14 protein-coding genes are annotated in these 16,902 nt (G+C 72.8%); 9 read left to right on the top strand and 5 right to left on the bottom strand.

The features are described 5' to 3' along the window. Positions 1–29 precede the first annotated feature (29 nt). From JMJ56_RS04180 to JMJ56_RS04150, 7 genes are all read left to right on the top strand, one after another. Positions 30–2,162: a TonB-dependent receptor gene (locus JMJ56_RS04180; RefSeq protein WP_202830324.1), complete on the top strand. Its 2,133-nt coding sequence runs from the start codon at positions 30–32 to the stop codon at positions 2,160–2,162. A gap of 2 nt (positions 2,163–2,164) precedes the next feature. Further along, positions 2,165–2,848 carry a Fe2+-dependent dioxygenase gene (locus tag JMJ56_RS04175; RefSeq protein ID WP_202830323.1) on the top strand — a complete coding sequence of 228 codons (684 nt, stop codon included), beginning with the start codon at positions 2,165–2,167 and terminating at the stop codon, positions 2,846–2,848. Continuing rightward, positions 2,845–3,960 (top strand): PepSY-associated TM helix domain-containing protein, encoded by a 1,116-nt coding sequence (locus JMJ56_RS04170; protein WP_202830322.1) that lies wholly within the window; start codon positions 2,845–2,847, stop codon positions 3,958–3,960. The genes JMJ56_RS04175 and JMJ56_RS04170 overlap by 4 nt, the downstream gene beginning before the upstream one ends. After that, positions 3,957–4,658 (top strand): MotA/TolQ/ExbB proton channel family protein, encoded by a 702-nt coding sequence (locus JMJ56_RS04165; RefSeq protein WP_202830321.1) that lies wholly within the window; start codon positions 3,957–3,959, stop codon positions 4,656–4,658. Before JMJ56_RS04170 ends, JMJ56_RS04165 begins: the two co-directional genes overlap by 4 nt. Further along, a complete protein-coding gene (locus tag JMJ56_RS04160) occupies positions 4,655–5,140 on the top strand; it encodes an ExbD/TolR family protein (protein ID WP_202830320.1) in 486 nt (161 codons plus the stop codon). Before JMJ56_RS04165 ends, JMJ56_RS04160 begins: the two co-directional genes overlap by 4 nt. Before the next feature lie 4 nt (positions 5,141–5,144). After that, positions 5,145–5,939 carry an energy transducer TonB family protein gene (locus JMJ56_RS04155; RefSeq protein ID WP_202830319.1) on the top strand — a complete coding sequence of 265 codons (795 nt, stop codon included), beginning with the start codon at positions 5,145–5,147 and terminating at the stop codon, positions 5,937–5,939. Between the two features lie 152 nt (positions 5,940–6,091). Continuing rightward, positions 6,092–6,412, top strand: coding sequence for a hypothetical protein (locus JMJ56_RS04150; protein WP_202830318.1), 321 nt, complete (start codon positions 6,092–6,094; stop codon positions 6,410–6,412). Here JMJ56_RS04150 and JMJ56_RS04145 read toward each other — a convergent pair whose 3' ends face one another. The 3 genes from JMJ56_RS04145 to JMJ56_RS04135 all read right to left on the bottom strand — a co-directional run bounded on the left by JMJ56_RS04145 (position 6,413) and on the right by JMJ56_RS04135 (position 10,912). Beyond that, entirely contained in the window at positions 6,413–7,933 is a 1,521-nt protein-coding gene (locus JMJ56_RS04145) for a PhoX family protein (protein WP_202830317.1), read from the bottom strand. It lies immediately after the preceding gene. Continuing rightward, a complete protein-coding gene (locus JMJ56_RS04140) occupies positions 7,930–10,239 on the bottom strand; it encodes a molybdopterin-dependent oxidoreductase (protein WP_202830316.1) in 2,310 nt (769 codons plus the stop codon). The genes JMJ56_RS04145 and JMJ56_RS04140 overlap by 4 nt, the downstream gene beginning before the upstream one ends. A gap of 64 nt (positions 10,240–10,303) precedes the next feature. After that, on the bottom strand, positions 10,304–10,912 hold the full coding sequence (locus JMJ56_RS04135) for a cation transporter (protein ID WP_202830315.1): 609 nt from the start codon (positions 10,910–10,912) through the stop codon (positions 10,304–10,306). Positions 10,913–10,953: 41 nt separating this feature from the next. On the opposite strand from JMJ56_RS04135, the gene JMJ56_RS04130 reads away from it, so the two are divergent. Both JMJ56_RS04130 and JMJ56_RS04125 read left to right on the top strand, forming a co-directional pair. Continuing rightward, on the top strand, positions 10,954–12,348 hold the full coding sequence (locus JMJ56_RS04130) for an aspartate aminotransferase family protein (RefSeq protein ID WP_202830314.1): 1,395 nt from the start codon (positions 10,954–10,956) through the stop codon (positions 12,346–12,348). After that, positions 12,345–13,544, top strand: coding sequence for an O-antigen ligase family protein (locus tag JMJ56_RS04125; RefSeq protein ID WP_202830313.1), 1,200 nt, complete (start codon positions 12,345–12,347; stop codon positions 13,542–13,544). The genes JMJ56_RS04130 and JMJ56_RS04125 overlap by 4 nt, the downstream gene beginning before the upstream one ends. Here the strand turns inward: JMJ56_RS04125 and JMJ56_RS04120 are convergent. Together JMJ56_RS04120 and JMJ56_RS04115 are read right to left on the bottom strand one after the other, a co-directional pair. Continuing rightward, positions 13,541–14,236: a response regulator gene (locus JMJ56_RS04120; RefSeq protein ID WP_202830312.1), complete on the bottom strand. Its 696-nt coding sequence runs from the start codon at positions 14,234–14,236 to the stop codon at positions 13,541–13,543. The two genes, JMJ56_RS04125 and JMJ56_RS04120, sit on opposite strands and share 4 nt — an antisense overlap. Next, a complete protein-coding gene (locus tag JMJ56_RS04115; RefSeq protein WP_202830311.1) occupies positions 14,233–16,896 on the bottom strand; it encodes a sensor histidine kinase in 2,664 nt (887 codons plus the stop codon). The genes JMJ56_RS04120 and JMJ56_RS04115 overlap by 4 nt, the downstream gene beginning before the upstream one ends. Positions 16,897–16,902 lie beyond the last annotated feature (6 nt).

Below are 16,902 nucleotides of genomic sequence, written 5' to 3'. Positions count from 1 at the left end.
TCCCCGGCCTACGCTGGGAACTCGTCTAGATGTCGTCGCTCCGTGCTCCGCTTCCTCGCCTCCAACCAAGCCTCGGCCTCGCCGGGATGGGCCTGCTCGCCGCGGGCCCCACGGCGATGGCGCAGGATGCCCCGCCCGCCGGAGCCGTCGCGCTGCCCGAGATGAATGTCCAGGGCGCCAACCCGCCCCGCTACCGCGCCGACGACACCCCCGTCGTCCGCATGCCGACCTCTGTGCGCGAGGCGCCGCAGACCATCGATGTCGTCCCACGCGCGCTTATCGAGGAGCGTGGCGCGACCACGTTGCGCGAGGCGCTGCGCAACGTCACCGGCATCAGCCTCGCCGCCGGCGAGGGCGGCTTCTCCGGCGACAACCTCACGCTGCGCGGCTTCAGCGCCCGCAACGACTTCTTCATCGACGGCATCCGCGACAGCGCGCAGTACACCCGGGACCCCTTCTTCCTCGACAGCGTCGAGGTGCTGAAGGGCCCCTCCTCCATCATGTTCGGCCGCGGCTCCACCGGCGGCGCCATCAACCTCTCGACGCGCATGCCGCAGGCGCGGAATTTCGGCGAGCTGACGCTGACCGGCTTCTCGCCCTTCGGCCTGCGCGCCACAACCGATGTCGGCATGTATTCCGGCACGGTCGGCGTGCGGCTGAACGCCATGGCAACGCGGCAGGACATCGCCAGGCGCGACCATGTGCGGAACGAGCGGTGGGGCGTCGCGCCCTCCGTCACCTGGGGCCTTGGGACGAACACCCAGGTCTCGCTGCACTTCCTCCATCAATCGGAGGATAACGTCCCTGATTTCGGCGTGCCGATCGTGCGCGGTCGGCCGGCACCCGTCTCCTACGGCATGTTCTACGGCCTCGCCGGCGTCGACCGCGAGCGGACCGAGACCAATGTGATGACGCTGACGGCGCGGCACCGCTTCGCCGACGGCATCAGCCTGCGCAACACCTTCCGCTACGGCAACTACGACCGCGACATCAACGCGACGGCGCCGCGGCTGATCACCGCCATCACCCCGACGACCAACCTTGCCAATGTGCTGGTCAACCGCCAGCCCCAGGTGCGGCGCGGCACCGACACCGTCCTGCAGAACCAGACCGAGCTGCGCGCCACCGCCAATACCGGCCCGCTGCGGCACCAGATCGTCGCCGGTCTCGAGCTCGGGCGCGAGACCTCGCAGCTCACCCGCTTCACCAGCAACGCCCGGCCGGCAGCGACGCTGTTCAACCCGAATTTCTACCAGGCCTTCGACCAGACCCTCTCGGTCAACACCGATGCGGACACCACGGCCTATACGCTCGGCCTGTTCGCCGCCGACCAGATCCGCATCGGCGAGTATTTCGAGGTGCTGGTCGGCGGCCGCTACGACCGGTTCGACGCCGACTTCAGCAGCCTCGCCGGGGCCACCGGCGTGACGACGAAGCTCAACCGCACCGACGACATGTTCAGCTGGCGCGGCGCCCTGGTCTTCAAGCCGACCAGCACGGTGCGCACCTACTTCTCCGCCGGCACCTCCTTCAACCCGAGCGCCGAGGCGCTGACCCTCGCTGCCAACACCGCGAACCTTGCGCCGGAGAAGAACCGCTCCTTCGAGATCGGCGCGAGCTGGGACATCACGCCCGACCTTTCCGTTCGCGGCGCCGTCTTCCGCATCGAGAAGACCAATGCCCGCACGGCGGACCCGGCCAATGGCACGCTGAACGTGCTGAACGGCGAGCAGCGCTCGGACGGGTTCGAGATCTCGGCGGCCGGCCGCGTCACGCGCAACTGGAACGTCATCGCCGGCTATACCTACATCGACTCGCAGATCACCCGCTCGGGCACGCCGGCCGAGGTGGGCAAGGAGCTGCTGAACACGCCGCGCAACACGGCGACGCTCTGGACCAGCTACGACCTGCCCTACGGCGTGCAGCTCGGCGGCGGCCTCAGCTACATCGACAAGCGCTACGGCAACAACGCCAATACCGTCATCGCCCCGGCCTATGTCCGCTACGACGCCGCCATCGCCTGGAGCGTGACCGAGCAGCTCCAGCTCCGCCTCAATGCGCTGAACCTCACCGACAAGCGCTTCTACGAGGGCGTCTACACGGGGAACATCACGCCCGGCGCCGGGCGCACCGTCATCGTCAGCCTGGCAGCCCGGTATTAGCGATGCTGCTGCACATCGCGGACGTCCTGGATGCGGCAAGGCTCGCGGATACGCGGGCCTTGCTGGCGCGTGCGCCCTGGGTGGACGGCCGCGTCACCGCCGGCCATCAGTCGGCGCAGGTGAAGGATAATCTGCAGATTCCCGAGGGCTGCCCGGAGCATCGCGCCCTTGGGGAGATCGTGCTCGGCGCGCTGGAGCGCAATCCGCTCTTCATCTCCTCGGTGTTGCCGCTGAAGGTCTTCCCGCCGCTGTTCAACCGCTATGACCCGGGCATGACCTTCGGCGCGCATGTCGACAATGCCATCCGCCAGGTCACCGGCACGGCGGCGCGCATCCGCACCGATGTCTCCTGCACCCTGTTCCTCAGCGACCCGGCGAGCTATGAGGGCGGCGAGCTGATCGTCGAGGACACCTATGGCGAGAAGCGGGTGAAGCTGCCGGCCGGCGATGCGGTGATCTATCCGGCGACCAGCCTGCACCGCGTCGCGCCGGTGACGAGCGGCTCGCGGCTGGCGAGCTTCTTCTGGATTCAGAGCATGGTGCGCGACGACGGCCAGCGCAGCCTGCTCTTCGATCTCGACATGGCCATCAACCGCGTCCGCGGCGACCTGCCGCAGGACCACAGGGCGCCGACGGAGCTGACTGCCGTGTACCACAACCTGCTCCGCCGCTGGGCCGACGCGTGACCTTCCGCCGCGCCTTGCTGCTGGGCCATCGCTGGCTCGGGCTCGTCCTCGGGCTGGTGATGCTGCTGCTCGGCGTGACGGGCAGCATCCTGTCGTTCCAGCGCGAGATCGACGCGGCGCTGAACCCGCAGCTCTTCCGCCCCAGCGGGCCGCCCACCCCCGGCCTCAACTATGCCGCCATCCTGAAGGCGGCCGAGGCGGCGACGGGCCGACCGGCCGGCGTCATCCGCCCGCCCGACGCGGTCTGGCCGGTCTGGATCGTCACCCCGCCCCGCCAGCGCGGCACCCCGCCCGGCCCCTCCGCCTATCTCGACCCGGCGACAGGCGAGCTGCTCGGCGAGCGCGCCGGCCGCACCGGCTTCGTCGCCGTGACGCGTGAGCTGCACGACACGCTGCTGCTGCGCGACTTTGGCGGGCGCGAGGCAGTGGGCTGGTTCGGCGTGCTGCTGCTGCTCTTCTCGTTGTCCGGCATCTGGCTGTGGTGGCCGCGGCAAGGCTCGCTCGGTGCCGCCCTCGTCACCATCCGGCGCCGGCCGAGCGTCGTGCTCAACCTCGACCTGCACCGTGTCATCGGCATCTGGATGGCGGTGGTGCTGGCCGTCGTCGCCGTCTCCGGCATCGCCATCATCTTCCCCGCCTGGTTCCGCCCGGCGCTCGGCATCGCCGAGCCTGCGACGCCTGCGCCGGTGCCGCCGCGGCGCGAGCCGATCACCGTCGATGCCGATGCGGCGGTAGCCGCCGCCCTCGCCCATCTCCCCGGCCAGGTACCGACCATCGTGACGCTGCCCAGCCGGCAGCGCCAGGCCTGGCAGGTTTCGCTGCGGCCCGCCGATGCCAGCCCTGAGGTCCGCGCCCGCAGCTTCGTCGCCATCGATCCATGGTCCGGCGCGGTGACGGAGGAGCGCGGCCCCCGCACCCGCAGCCTCGGCGAGGAGGTGCTCGCCATGCAGCGCTGGCTGCATGGCGGCGCGCTGCTGGGCTGGCCGGGGCGCATCCTCGTCTTCCTCTCGGGCATCGCCATGCCCGTCCTCTTCGTCACCGGCCTCGCCGCCTGGCTGTTGCGCCGCCGCAACCGCCGCCGCATCGCCGTCCTGCAAGGGAAACCCGCATGAATCCGGCGCCCGCCCCCGATTTCACCATGCAGAGCCTCATCCTCAATGCCGACCCTGTCGTGCAGGGGGTGATGGCGCTGCTGCTGCTGGCCTCGCTCGCCTGCTGGGCCATCATCATCGAGAAGGCCGTCCTGTTCCGCCGGCTGAAGCGGGAGGCCGCGAGCCTCGCTGCCCTCGCCGCCTCCGGCGCCATCCTCCCGCCCGAGGGAGATGCCGCGAAGGACGGCCTTGCGGGCGCCGTTCTGCGCGCCGGGCTGCCGGAATGGCGCGAGGGGCGCGACCCGCACGAGAGCGCCGGCGAGTTCCGCGACCGGCTGGAGCGCGCCATGCGCGGCGCCGTCACCGCGACGCTGCGCCGCGCCGAGCCGGGCCTGCCGCTGCTGGCGACAATCGGCTCGGTCAGCCCCTTCGTCGGGCTGTTCGGCACGGTCTGGGGCATCATGCACAGCTTCTTCGGCATCGCGGCGAAGCAGGATACCGGCCTCGCCACCGTCGCGCCGGGCATCGCCGAGGCGCTCTTCGCCACGGCGATCGGCCTCGTCGCCGCAATCCCGGCGGTGATCGCCTACAACCGCAACAGCATCCGCCTCTCCCGCATCCGCGCCGAGGCGATGGGCGCGGCGGCGAGCATCGCCGGGCGCCTGGCACGCCGCCCCGCCGTGCTGGAGGGCCGGCGCAAGGCCGGCGAATCCGCATGAGCATGCAGCTCCCCTCCGGCATGGGCGACGAGGACGACGCCCAGCCCGTCTCCGAGATCAACGTCACGCCCCTGGTCGACGTGATGCTGGTGCTGCTCGTCATCTTCATGGTGACGGCGCCGATGATGACGGCCGGCATCGCCCTCGACCTGCCAAAGACGGCCGCCGCCCCGCTCAGCCCGCCGGCGCCGCCGCTGGAGCTGAGCCTGACCAAGGAGGGCGGCCTCTTTCTCGACAAGGACGCGGTGCCGCAGGAGGCGCTGGAGACGCGGCTCGCCGCCATCCATGCCGAGACGCCGGACCGGGCGCTGCATCTCCGCGCCGACCGCGGCCTCGACTATGGCGAGGTGCTGCGGGTGATGGGCCTCGTCCAGCGCGCCGGCATCACCAAGGTGGCGCTGGTTTCCATGCCAGGCGGCGACCCGCCGGCTGCGCCCGCCACCGTGCCTGCGACTGCGCCCGCCGCCGCGCCGGTGCGCTGAGCCCATGCCCCGCGCCCGCCATATCGCCTGGGGCCTCTCCATCGGCCTGCATGCCGCCGGCGCCGCCGTGCTGCTGCACGGCCTGCCCGCGGAGGAGCAGCCGGTGATGCCGGTGATGCTGATCGAGATGCCGACGCCCGCCGCGCCCGAGCCGGAAGCCGAGCCGCCGCCCGAACCGGTGGCCGAGGCGCCGCCGCCGCAGCCCGCCCCACCGCCGGAGCCGCCGCCTCCGCCGCCCGTCGCCATGGCCGAGCCGCCGCCGCCCGAGCCGATGGCGCCCGAACCGCCACCCCAGGCCGAGCCGCCGCCGCCCGAGCCGCCGCCTCCCGCCGAGGTGGCGGAGTTGCCCCTGCCTCCGCCCCCGCCGCCGCCGGAGCCGAAGCCGGTCACCACCCCGCGCCGGCCCACCCCGCCGCGCCCGGCGACGCCCACCGTCGCCGAGGCGCCGCCCGCGCCGGTGCAGCCCGTCGCCGCTCCGCCGGCCCCGGTTGCCGCGCCGGTCGCCGCCGCGCCGCCGCCGAGCTACACGGCGCTGCTGATGCGCGCCCTCGAGCGCCATCGCCGCTACCCGGACGAGGCGCGCTGGCGCCGGGCCCAGGGCGTCGCCCTGTTGCGCTTCCGCATGCGGCGCGACGGCACGGTGGTCGGCTACCGGATCGAGCGCAGCGCCGGCGACCCGTCCCTCGACCAGGCGGTGCAGACCATGATCCAAGATGCCTCCCCCCTCCCTGCCCCGCCGGCAGAGATGGCGGGCGACCCGGTGGAGCTGACCGTGCCGGTGCGCTTCTCGTTGCGGTGAGCTGCCAGCAACTCTCGGTTGGCCATTCCGGCCGCTCACCCGGAAAGGTAGCGAGAATGTCATCGTGCATGCGAAATGCGGCGAGGCAGCCGGTGCGTCGGCGGGACGTTGGACGGGCGATCCGGCCTATGCACGGAAAGGCGCCTCCTGCCATGTCCCACCGCAGCCGCCCCGACCCACGACTGGAGCCGCTGCACGGCACGGTCCGCCCTGCCTTCGACATCGCTCCGGCACTCGATGCGCTCGTCTCGGTCGGCACGGAGCTGGCGCAGAACGCGGCCGATGCGGCGTGGATCGGCCTGGACCGGGCCGAGCAGGAGCTGGGCAAACGCACGGGCGGCCTTGCGCCGCGGGCGGAGGTGCTGCAATCCCTGCTCGCGCTGCGGCAGGCCCGGGCCCAGTTGACGCAAGGCCAGATCGACCGCGCCGCGACCGAGATCGACCGAGCGATCGCCGCCCTAATGCCGGCCTGATCAGCCGCCGACCGGCCCGCTCCCGACCCGGGTAAGCCCTGCCAGCACGCTGCGCGGCGGCACGCCCGCCTCGAATTCGGGCCAGCGCGTGCCGGGCCGGTCGAAGTTGGCCCCCGGCTCGGCACCCGGATGGCGGATGCCGAAGAACAGGGTTTCTCCATCCGGCGTCAGCGCCGCCCCACCGATCGAGGCGCCGCGCGGCGCTCCGTAGGCAGGCAGCGGCACCCCGCGCCCGGGCCCCGCCAGGTCGCAGGCGTAGAGGCCCTCGGCCCGCATGCCGATGCGGCCGAGGCGGTCGGTGCCGATCCAGGCCCGGCCACGCGCATCAACGGTGACGGTATCCGGATTCTCCGGCCAGGCGCTGCCCGGTGGCAGCCCGGCTTCGCCATAACGGCCTTGTGGCCCGCGCGGGTCGCCGGCGGCGAAGAGCAACCGCGCCGCAGCCCCCGCCGCCCCGTCATCCCCTCCATCGGCCGAAAGCTCGATCACATGGCCGGAGGGCCGGGCCGGGCTGCCATGGCAGGCCAGCAGCAGCCGCGGCCCCATCGGATCGAGGCCGAGGCCGGAGGGCGTGTCGAAGGTCGTCCCGCCCGCCCCCTGGGCCGCCTCGGGCAATGGGGCGCCTTCAGGCAGCGGAATCCAGCTCAGCCGGCCGCCCTCCAGCCGGGCGGCAAAGAGGGTGCCGGCATCGAGCGCCCGGTCTGCCGAAGCCGGCCCGGCGGAGACGAAGCGAAGGAGGAAGCCGCCGGCCCGCCGGTCGGTCATGTAGACCACCGCGCGCCCGTCCCGGCTCAGCGCCGCCGCCACGTCGCCATGGGCGAAGCGGCCGAGCGCCCGGCGCTTCACCGGCACGGATTGCGGATCGAAGGGATTCAGCTCGACGACGAAGCCGTAGCCCACGCCATCGGCGATCGCCGGGTCCAGCCCACCGAGCCGGCCCTGCCAGAAGCCCGGATCACCTTCGGCCAGCAGCAGCGTGCCCCAGGGGGTGACGCAGCCGCCGCGGATGCCGAGCACCCCGCGCACCGCCCCACCGCCCGAGACCCGGCAGAGGGTGGAGATGCCGAGCCGCCGGTTCTGGTAGCCGCCATCGACCACCACCCAGCGCCCGGCCTGCCGCTCGACATTGAGCAGCGAGGCGCCCTGCATGGCCGCGGCCGCCGCCGGTTGGTCCTGTCCGCCGGGGAAGGCCATCGCTGGATCGACGTCCGGATGGGCGACGGCGAGGATGGCGCGCGGCACGCCGTCGGCCGCAGGCTGCTGCGGCACGGCGATGCCGAGCACCCGCGCATCCCAGCCGAATTGGGCGGCGACGGCGTCCGGGTCCGGCGTGCGCGGCGTCCAGCGCGGCGCGTCGAAGGTGACGCGGTCGCCCCAGCGCATCAGGACATCGCGGCGATGGCCTGGCGCCACCGTGTCGTCCTGCTTCACCGGCAGGGCAAGCGGGCCGAGGTCGAGGGCAAGCGCCGGGGCAGCCAGCACCGCGGTTCCCGCCGCCAGCAGGGCGCGCCGGCCGATCATCCTGCGGCGACCGGCGGCGGCCGATGCACGGTCACCGGCGGCAGCGCCCCCTCCCAGCGCTCCACCTGGACGAGGCAGGACTGCGCCGAGGGCCCCTGGCCAAGGCGGGAGGTGCCGATATCCGCCGTCAGCACATTCGGGTTGCCATGGACGCAGAGCGCGTCCGGGTCACCGGGGATGAGCGGGTCATACCAGGCGCCGGTCGCCATGGCGGCGACGCCGGGCAGCATCCCCTCCTTGATCCGCACGCCGCCGAGGCAGGCGCCGCGGTCGTTGAAGATGCGGACGATGTCGCCCTCCTGCAGGCCGCGCGCCGCGGCGTCCTCCGGGCTCAGATGAATGGGCTCCCGCCCCTGGATCTTGCCCGCCGCCGCGACGCGGCCGGGGTCGAGCTGGCCATGCAGCCGCGTCGCCGGCTGGAAGGACAGGAGGTGCAGCGGGAAGCGCGCTGCCGCGGGCGCACCGAGCCATTCCCGCGGCTCCCGCCAGACCGGGTGGCCGGGGCAATCGTCGTAGCCGAAGCTGGCGACCGTCTCGCTGAACAGTTCCACCCTGCCGGAGGGCGTGTTGAGCGGCTCACCCTCCGGGTCGGCGCGGAACTCGGCGAACTGCGTATATTCCTCACCCGGCGCAACGGGTGGCGCCTCGACATGCCCTTCGGCCCAGAAGCGATCGAACTCCGGCGCCTCGAAGCCGAGCCGCCCGCAGGCAACCCGCCACTGGCCGTAGAGGTGGCGCAGCCAGGCGCCCTCGTCCCGCTGCTCGGTGAAGCGGTCGCGGTAGCCGAGCGCATCGGCGATGTCGGACAGCATGTCGGTGTCGTTCCGCGCCTGGCCCTGAGGCGGGATCGCCTGGTGCATAGCGCGGACGAAGCGGTCGCGGTTGCTGGAGGCGATGTCGTTGCGCTCCAGCGTCGTCGTCGCCGGCAGCACGATATCCGCCTGCCGCGCGAGGGCCGTCCACCAGGGCTCCTGCACCACGACGGTCTCGGCCCGCGCCCAGGCCCGCTGCAGCCGCGGCAGGTCCTGGTGGTGATGGAAGGGGTTGCCGCCCGCCCACCAGATCATCCGGATGTCGGGCAGGGTGATGCGCTGGCCATTGAACTCCAGCACCTCGCCTGGCCGCTCCAGCAGCTCCGTCACCCGCGCCACGGGGATGGCGAGGCCTGCCGGGTTGCGGATGCCGGGCGAGGAGACCGCCGGCAGCTCCCGCCGCGGCACGCCCATGCCGCCGATGCTGCCATAGCCGAAGGCGACGCCCTGCCCCGGCTTGCCGATGGCACCCAGCATCGCCGCCAGCGCCACCAGCATCCAATAGGGCTGCTCGCCGTAATCCGCCCGCTGCAGCGACCAGGCGGCGGTCAGCATGGTCGGCTGCGCCGCGCAGTCGAGGGCGAGGCGGCGGATCACCTCCACCGGGATGTCGGTGATCGGCGCGGCCCAGTCCGGCGTCTTCGCCTGCCCGTCGCTCTCGCCCAGGATATAGGCGCGCAGCTGCGGCCAGCCCGTGCAATGCGTTGCGAGGAAGCCGCGATCCTCCCGCCCCTCGCTCACCAGCACATGCGCCATCGCCAGCAGCAGCGCGGTGTCCGTCCCCGGCCGGATCGACACCCATTCGGCGCCGAGCTCCGCCTCGGTATCGCCGCGGAAGGGCGAGATGTTGACGAGGCGCACCCCGGCCGCCGCCGCCTGCCGCATCAGCGGCCCGTATTCGTGGCGCCCCTGGCCACCCGAGGCGACCATGCCGTTCTTCGCCGCCAGCCCGCCGAAGCAGAGCATCAGCCGCGCATGCCGCGCGATCGCCATCCAATCCGTGGTGCGGCCCAGCAGCACCTCGTTGGTGCCGAGCACATGCGGCAGCAGCGCCTGCGCCGCCGCATAGGAATAGGCATGCACCGAGGAGGTGAAGCCACCACCGAGTCCGAGGAAGCGCTGCAGCTGCGTCTTCGCATGGTGGTAGCGCCCGGCCGAGGACCAGCCGTAGGAGCCGCCGAAGATCGAGGTCGCGCCATGCTCCGCGCGGATGCGCGCCGTCTCCTCGGCGAGGATGCGCGTCGCCTCGTCCCAGGAGATGGGCACGAAGGGATCGCCGCCCCGCAGATGCCCGCGCCGCCGCCCCTCGATCCAGCCGCGGCGGATATAGGGCCGGTCGATGCGGGAGGGTGCATGCACCACATCCGGCACCGCCTCGATCAGGCTGCCGGGGAACGGATCGGGCCCGAAGGGGCGCACCCCGGTAACGCGGCCGTTCTCGACCACGGCATCGAAATAGCCCCAATGGGAGGCATGCGGCTTGATTTCGGTCATGGTTCGAACTCGCCTTTGGCGGCGGACCTTGCCATCCGCTGCCCGGTTCCGTCCACAGCGCGGCTCAGGCCTTCGCGGCCTGGTGTTCCGCCCGTGCCGCCTCCCAGACCTCCCGCGCCGCATCGGCATTGAGCGCCGCGATGGCGAGCCCGACCAGCAGGTCCGGCCAGGCCGAACGCCAAAGGAAGGCGATAACGAGCCCGGCCCCGATGATCGCGAGATTGGCCAGGGCATCGTTCCGGGCGGAGAGAAAGGCCGCGCGGGTCAGGCTGCCACCCTGACGCCGCACCCGGGCCAGCATCACCGCGCAGCAGCCATTGACCAGCAGGGCCCCCACCCCGATCAAGGTGAGCGGTAGCGGCGCCGGCGGCAGGGGCGCACCGAATTTCTCCCAGGCGGTCCAGAGCGTCGCCAGGGCCGGCACCAGCAGCAGCAGCGCCAGCAGCATGCCGAGCCGTGCCCGTGCGGCCGCACCCCAGCCCAGCCCGAGCAGGATCAGCAGGTTGACCGCCGCATCTTCGAGGAAGTCGATGCTGTCGGCGAAGAGCGCGACCGAGCCGATCGCAAGTGCGACTGCGAACTCCACCCCGAAATAGCCGAGGTTGAGCACCGCGACGCGGCCGACCACCGGGCGCAGTGCCAGATCTTCGCCGGGTCTTGGGTTCTCTGCCATTCCGCGCCTACACTCCCCCACCCGTCAGGAAGGCCGCTGCCATGAATCCGCCCCGCAATTCCAATGCCGCCCGCGACATCGCCTATGCGCTGCATCCCTATACCGATCACAAGGCGCATCTGCAGAACGGCCCGCTGGTGATCAGCCGCGGCAAGGGAGTGCGCGTCTTCGACGAGCAGGGGAAGGAGTATATCGAGAGCGTCGCCGGCCTCTGGTGCGCCAGCCTCGGCTTCGACAACGAGCGCCTGGTGCAGGCCGCCACCGACCAAATGCGCAAGCTCCCCTTCTACCATGCCTTCACTGCCAAGTCGCACGAGCCGCTGATCGACCTCAGCGAGATGCTGATCGAGCGCGCGCCCTCGGCGATGAGCAAGGTGTTCTTCGCTAACTCCGGCTCGGAGGCGAATGACAGCGCGATCAAGATGATCTGGTACATGAACAATGCCATCGGGCGACCGGAGAAGAAGAAGATCATCGCCCGGCTGAAGGGCTATCACGGCATCACCCTGGCCGCCGCCTCGCTGACGGGCCTGCCGGCGAACCACAAGCTCTTCGACCTGCCGATCGCCGGCTTCCACCACGTCTCGACGCCGCACCACTACCACAACGCCCTCCCCGGCGAGTCCGAGGAGGATTTCGCCACCCGCCTCGCCGAGGAACTGGAGCAGAAGATCCTGGCCGAGGGACCGGAGACGGTCGCCGCCTTCTGGGCCGAGCCGATCATGGGCGCCGGCGGCGTCATCCTGCCGCCCGCCGGATACTTCCCGAAGATCCAGGCCGTCCTGAAGAAGTACGACGTGCTCTTCGTCGCCGATGAGGTGATCTGCGGCTTCTGGCGCACCGGCAGCTACTGGGGCAGCCAGACCCTCGACATCCAGCCTGACATCCTGGTCTGCGCCAAGGCGCTCTCGGCCTCTTACCTGCCGATCTCGGCGGTGATGGTGAGCGAGCGCGTCTTCCAGGGCATCGCCGAGGGCTCCTCCTCGGTCGGCACATGGGGCCACGGCTTCACCTATTCCGGCCATCCCGTCCCGGCCGCCGTCGCCATCGAGACGCTGAAGATCTACGACGAGATGGATATCGGCGGCCATGTGAAGAAGGTCGGCGCGCATATGCAGGCGCAGCTCCGCGCCCGCTTCGCCGACCACCCGATGGTGGGCGAGGTGCGCGGCACCGGCCTCATCGCCGCAATCGAGCTGGTGGCCGACAAGGCGGCGAAGAAGAACTTCGACCCGGGCCAGAAGGTCGGGCCGCGCCTCACCAAGCTTGGCGAGGAGAACGGCGTCATCATGCGCGCCATGACCAATGACAGCATCGGCTTCTCCCCGCCCCTCATCATCTCCGAGGAGGAGGTGGACGAGATGCTGAACCGCGTGGCGAAGTCGCTGGACGAGGTCATGGTGCAGGTGCGGCGCGAGAGCATCGCCGCCGTTTGACCTGGCTTGCCTGGTCCCCCTCGCTGCCGGTCGCCGTAGCCCTTGCGGTTGGCCCGGTGGCGGGGGTGCTGCAATCGAAGGCCCTGGCGCCCATCGCGGTGGTGGCGCTTGTGCTCGCCGTGCTGGCGCATCGCCGGCGGCACGGCGCCTGGCCCTGGCCACGCGGTGCTGCGTCCTGGCTCGCCATCGGCCTGTTCGGCTGGGGGGCAGTGACGGCGCTCTGGGCGATCGAGCCGCTGCGGGCGCTCGGCACCTCGCTGCAGGTCGGCGGCTTCGTCGCCCTCGGCGCAGCGGCGGCACGGGCGCTGGCGGCCGATGACGCGGCAGCGCATCGCCGCCTGCTGCTGACGGCGACGGGCGGCCTGGCCGCAGGCATCCTGCTTGCCGGGCTGGATGCGGCGACGGGCAACGCCATCCGTGCCGCGGTACGTGGCCTCAAGGAGATCCCGCCGAGCCTCGCCTTCGGGCTGAAGCCGGCTGCCTCGGCCATGGCGCTCTGGCTGCCGCTGGTGGCGGCTGCGCCCCTGCCTCGCCTGTTGCGCGCCGGGGTGATCGGCGCCGGCGCCGCTGTGCTGGTGCTGCTGCCCGGCGAGGCGGCGAAGCTCGCCGTGCTGGCCGGGCTGCTGGTGGGCGGGCTGGCGCTGCTGCTGCCACGGCTGGCGCGGCCGGGACTCGGCGCGGTGCTGGCGGCGGGGGTCATCGCCATGCCGATGCTGCTCGGGCCGGTCCTCGCGCGCGGCGTGCCGGCGGCCGACATCCCGCCCTCGGCGGCGCACCGGCTGCTGATCTGGGATTTCGTCATCGGCCGCATCGCGGACCGGCCCTGGCTCGGCTGGGGGATGGAGGCCAGCCGGAGCGTGCCTGGCCACCGCGATCATCCGAGCCCCGAGGCCATGGCCCGCTTCGGCCTCGGCGCGACGGAACGCACGGCCTGGCTGTCGCGTGCCGAGCTGCTGCCGCTGCATCCCCATAACGGCGCGCTGCAAATGCGGCTGGAGCTCGGCTGGCCCGGCGTGCTGCTGGCGGCAGCGCTCGCAGTGGCGCTGGCGCTCGCCTGCGCCTCGCCCGTCGCTTTGGCGGTGCTGGGTGCCGGCGCCGTCACCGCCATGCTGAGCTTCGGCGCCTGGCAGGAATGGTGGGTCGGGGCGGAGCTGCTTGCCGTGGCGGCGGCGGCCGGGTTGCGACGCCGGGCCTAGCCTTCCTCCGCCAGCCGGTACCCCACCCCCGGCTCCGTCCGCAGCAGCCCCGAGGCCGGCCCCAGCTTCTGCCGCAGATGCCCGACATAGACGCGAAGATACTGCGCATCCTCCGCATGGGCCGGGCCCCATACGGCGGTGAGGAGCTGGCGCTGCGTCACCACCCGGCCGCCGGCCTTGAGCAGCACGACCAGCAGCTCCCACTCCCGCGGCGTCAGCTTCAGCGCCTCGCCGCCCAGGCGGGCGAGGCGATGGCCGAGATCGACCTCGAGCGCGCCAAGCCGCAGGGTCGCACCCGGGTCCGGCTCGCCCGCCGCCTGAGCGGCGCGGCGCAGGCCGGCGCGGATACGGGCTAGCAGCTCGGCGAGGGCGAAGGGCTTTTCCACATAGTCGTCGGCGCCGGCATCCAGCGCCGCGACCTTCTGGGCCTCCCGGTCGCGGGCGGAGACGATAATGACCGGCGCCGTACTGAAGGCGCGCAGCCGGGCCAGCGCCTCCTTCCCGTCCAGATCGGGCAGGCCAAGATCGAGCAGCACCAAGGCGGGCGCCCGGATCGCGGCAAGGCGAAGCCCCTCGGCGGCGGTCTCGGCACGAAGCGGCGCATAGCCCGCCGCCTCCAGCGCCGGGGCGAGGAAACGGTGGATCTGCGGCTCGTCGTCGATGACGAGGATGCGGGGCCCGGTGCCGCTCATGCCGGGAAGCGCAGCGTCACGCGCGTGCCCCGACCGCCGGCGGCGACCGGGCTCTCGGCGCCGATGCGGCCACCCATCGCCTCGGTCAGGCCACGGGCGATGGCGAGGCCAAGGCCGGTGCCGGCGGCGATGCGGTCGGTGCGGCTGGCACGGTAGAAGGGATCGAAGACCCGCCCCAGCGCCTCCGCCGCGATGCCCGGCCCGTCATCCTCGACGGCGAGCGCCACCTCATGCCCCTCCCGCCGCGCGACCACGGCGACACGGCCCTCGGGGCCGGAAAATTTCAGCGCATTGTCGAGCAGGTTGCCCAGCACCTGGTCGAGCAAGGCCGCGTCGAGCCGCGGCGCCGGCAGCCGCGCCTCGAAGCGGCGCTCGATCGTCCGGCCGGTGGCGCGCTCCTGCCGCCCCGCCGCCGCCTCCAGCGCCTCGGCGAGGGCGACCGGCTCCCTGCGCGGCTCCACCTGGCCGTTCTCCAGCCGCACGATGTCGAGGATGTTGGCGATGGTGCGCGTCAGCCGCACCGTCTCCTCCTCGGCCGCGGCGAGCAGGTCCTCCCGCACCGCCGGCGCCAGCGCCTCGCCAGAGCAGCGCAGGGTGCCGAGCGCGCCACGGATCGACGTCAGCGGCGTGCGCAGGTCGTGGCCGAGGGAGGTGAGCAGGGCGAGCCGCAGCTGCTCCGTCTCGGCCCGGGCGGCATCGCGCGCGGCGGCCTCCATCAGCTCCACCCGCTCGATGGCGACGGCCGCCTGGTCGAGCAGGGCATCGAGCGTCCGGTCCGTCTCCGCGTCCAGCCGCGGCGCCTCGCCCAATTGCAGCCCGACCAGCCCGACCAGCCCGCGCGCCGTGCGCATCGGGCGGAATTGCCAGGCCGTGCCGGCCGGCAGCGTATCCGTCCCGCGCCCGGTCGGGCGGCCATGCGCCATGGCCCACCGCGCGGCGGCCATGGCGGCGTCATCCGGCTCGGCATCGAGCGGGATGGCGGCCCGCAGCACCGGCTCCGGCTCGCTTTGGCCCGGGGCGGGCGGCAGCGGCATCAGCACGCAGGCCGGGCGGCCGGCGATGCGCTCCGCCTCGCGCGCCACCGCATCCAGCAAGTCGCCCTGCGTCCCCGGCGCCCCGAGCCGCCGGCTGAACTCCACCAGGCGCCGGAGGCCGAGCAGCCGTGCCCGCGCCGCCCGCACCGAGCGGCCGAGCCCGCCCGTCGTCCCCGCCAGCAGCAGCGCGACCAGGCTGAAGACGACGACGCCCACCACATCCTGCGCCGCGGCGATGGTCAGCGTGTAGCGCGGCGGCAGGAACAGGTAGTTCCAGGCCAGGAAGGAAAGTGCCGCCACCGCCAGCCCGTGCAGCGCGCCGAAGCCGACCGCCGCGGCGACGATGCCGAAGAGGTAGATCATCCCCATCGCCCCTTCGGGCACGATGCCGTCCGTGGCGAAGGCGGCAAGCGTCGCCGCCGCGACGAGCAGCGGCGCCGCGACCAAGCCCGTCCAACCCGGCAGCCCATGCCGCTCCGGCGCCGCCAGCGCCGGCAAGGCCGGCTCGGGGACCAGATGCAGGGCGAAATCGCCCCCCTGCCGCAGCAGCGCGGCGGAGAGCGTCCGCCCCATCAGTCGCCGCCAGGCTGGGGGCCGTCCGCGGCCGAGCACGATATGGGCCGCGTTCCGCGCCCGCGCATGGGCGAGGATGGCCCGCGGCAGGTCGGTGGCGACCACCGTCTCCACCTCGGCGCCGAGCGCCTCCGCCTCGCGCAGCGCTGCGCCGGCCGCGCCGCCATCCTCCGCCGAGGGCCGCTCGACATGCAGCGCCAGCAGCGGGCCGCGCAGCGCATCGGCGATGCGCCGGGCCTGCCGCACCACGGCGATGGCGCCCGGCTCGCCGCCGATCAGCGCCAGCACCCGCTCCCCGCTGGGCCATGGGCCGGCGATGGCATTGGCGCGCATATAGCCGGTGACGTCGGCCTCCACCCGCTCCGCCGTGCGGCGCAGCGCCATCTCCCGCAGCGCGGCGAGGTTGCCCTCGCGGAAGAAACCGCGGAGCGCTCGCTCCGCTTGATCAGGCCGATAAATCTTGCCCGCGCGCAGCCGCTCCAGCAGCTCGGCGGGCGGGATGTCGATCAGCTCGACGGCATCCGCCTCGGCCAGCACGCGGTCCGGCACCGTTTCGGCGACGCGGATGCCGGTGATGCGGGCAACGGCATCGGAGAGGCTTTCCAGGTGCTGGACGTTCATCGTCGTCCAGACCTCGATCCCGGCCTCCCGCAGCTCCTCCACGTCCTGCCAGCGCTTCGGGTGGCGGCTGCCCGGCGCGTTGCTGTGGGCGAGTTCGTCGAGCAGCAGGATCGCCGGCCGCCGGGCCAGCGCCGCATCGAGGTCGAATTCCTCGAGCATCCGCATGCCGTTCGGCGCGGCATAGGGGATGACGGCCCGTGGCAGCACCGGCAGCCCGCCGAGCTGCGCCTCGGTCTCCGCCCTTCCATGGGTCTCGACGATACCGACTACCGGATCGGCCCCGCCGGCCCGGCGCCGCCTGGCCTCGGCCAGCATCTCATAGGTCTTGCCCACCCCGGGCGCGGCGCCGAGGAAGACCTTCAGCCGCCCCCGCCCCTCTCGCCGGGCCAGGGCCAGCAAGGCATCCGGGTCGGGGCGCGCGGGCTCGTCCATCGAGCC

The organism is Belnapia arida, assembly GCF_016773205.1.
Taxonomy (GTDB): Bacteria; Pseudomonadota; Alphaproteobacteria; order Acetobacterales; family Acetobacteraceae; genus Belnapia; species Belnapia arida.
The sequence above is the reverse complement of the archived record's forward strand: the minus strand, read 5'-3'. Positions and strand labels throughout refer to the sequence as shown.

Bases quoted from the DNA above. Each gene is read 5' to 3' on its own strand.
- JMJ56_RS04150 (WP_202830318.1), top strand. From the start codon at position 6,092: ATGTCCCACCGCAGCCGCCCCGACCCACGACTGGAGCCGCTGCACGGC.
- JMJ56_RS04135 (WP_202830315.1), bottom strand. From the start codon at position 10,912: ATGGCAGAGAACCCAAGACCCGGCGAAGATCTGGCACTGCGCCCGGTG.
- JMJ56_RS04165 (WP_202830321.1), top strand. From the start codon at position 3,957: ATGAATCCGGCGCCCGCCCCCGATTTCACCATGCAGAGCCTCATCCTC.
- JMJ56_RS04115 (WP_202830311.1), bottom strand. From the start codon at position 16,896: ATGGACGAGCCCGCGCGCCCCGACCCGGATGCCTTGCTGGCCCTGGCC.
- JMJ56_RS04120 (WP_202830312.1), bottom strand. From the start codon at position 14,236: ATGAGCGGCACCGGGCCCCGCATCCTCGTCATCGACGACGAGCCGCAG.
- JMJ56_RS04130 (WP_202830314.1), top strand. From the start codon at position 10,954: ATGAATCCGCCCCGCAATTCCAATGCCGCCCGCGACATCGCCTATGCG.
- JMJ56_RS04175 (WP_202830323.1), top strand. From the start codon at position 2,165: ATGCTGCTGCACATCGCGGACGTCCTGGATGCGGCAAGGCTCGCGGAT.
- JMJ56_RS04145 (WP_202830317.1), bottom strand. From the start codon at position 7,933: ATGATCGGCCGGCGCGCCCTGCTGGCGGCGGGAACCGCGGTGCTGGCT.
- JMJ56_RS04155 (WP_202830319.1), top strand. From the start codon at position 5,145: ATGCCCCGCGCCCGCCATATCGCCTGGGGCCTCTCCATCGGCCTGCAT.
- JMJ56_RS04160 (WP_202830320.1), top strand. From the start codon at position 4,655: ATGAGCATGCAGCTCCCCTCCGGCATGGGCGACGAGGACGACGCCCAG.
- JMJ56_RS04140 (WP_202830316.1), bottom strand. From the start codon at position 10,239: ATGACCGAAATCAAGCCGCATGCCTCCCATTGGGGCTATTTCGATGCC.
- JMJ56_RS04180 (WP_202830324.1), top strand. From the start codon at position 30: ATGTCGTCGCTCCGTGCTCCGCTTCCTCGCCTCCAACCAAGCCTCGGC.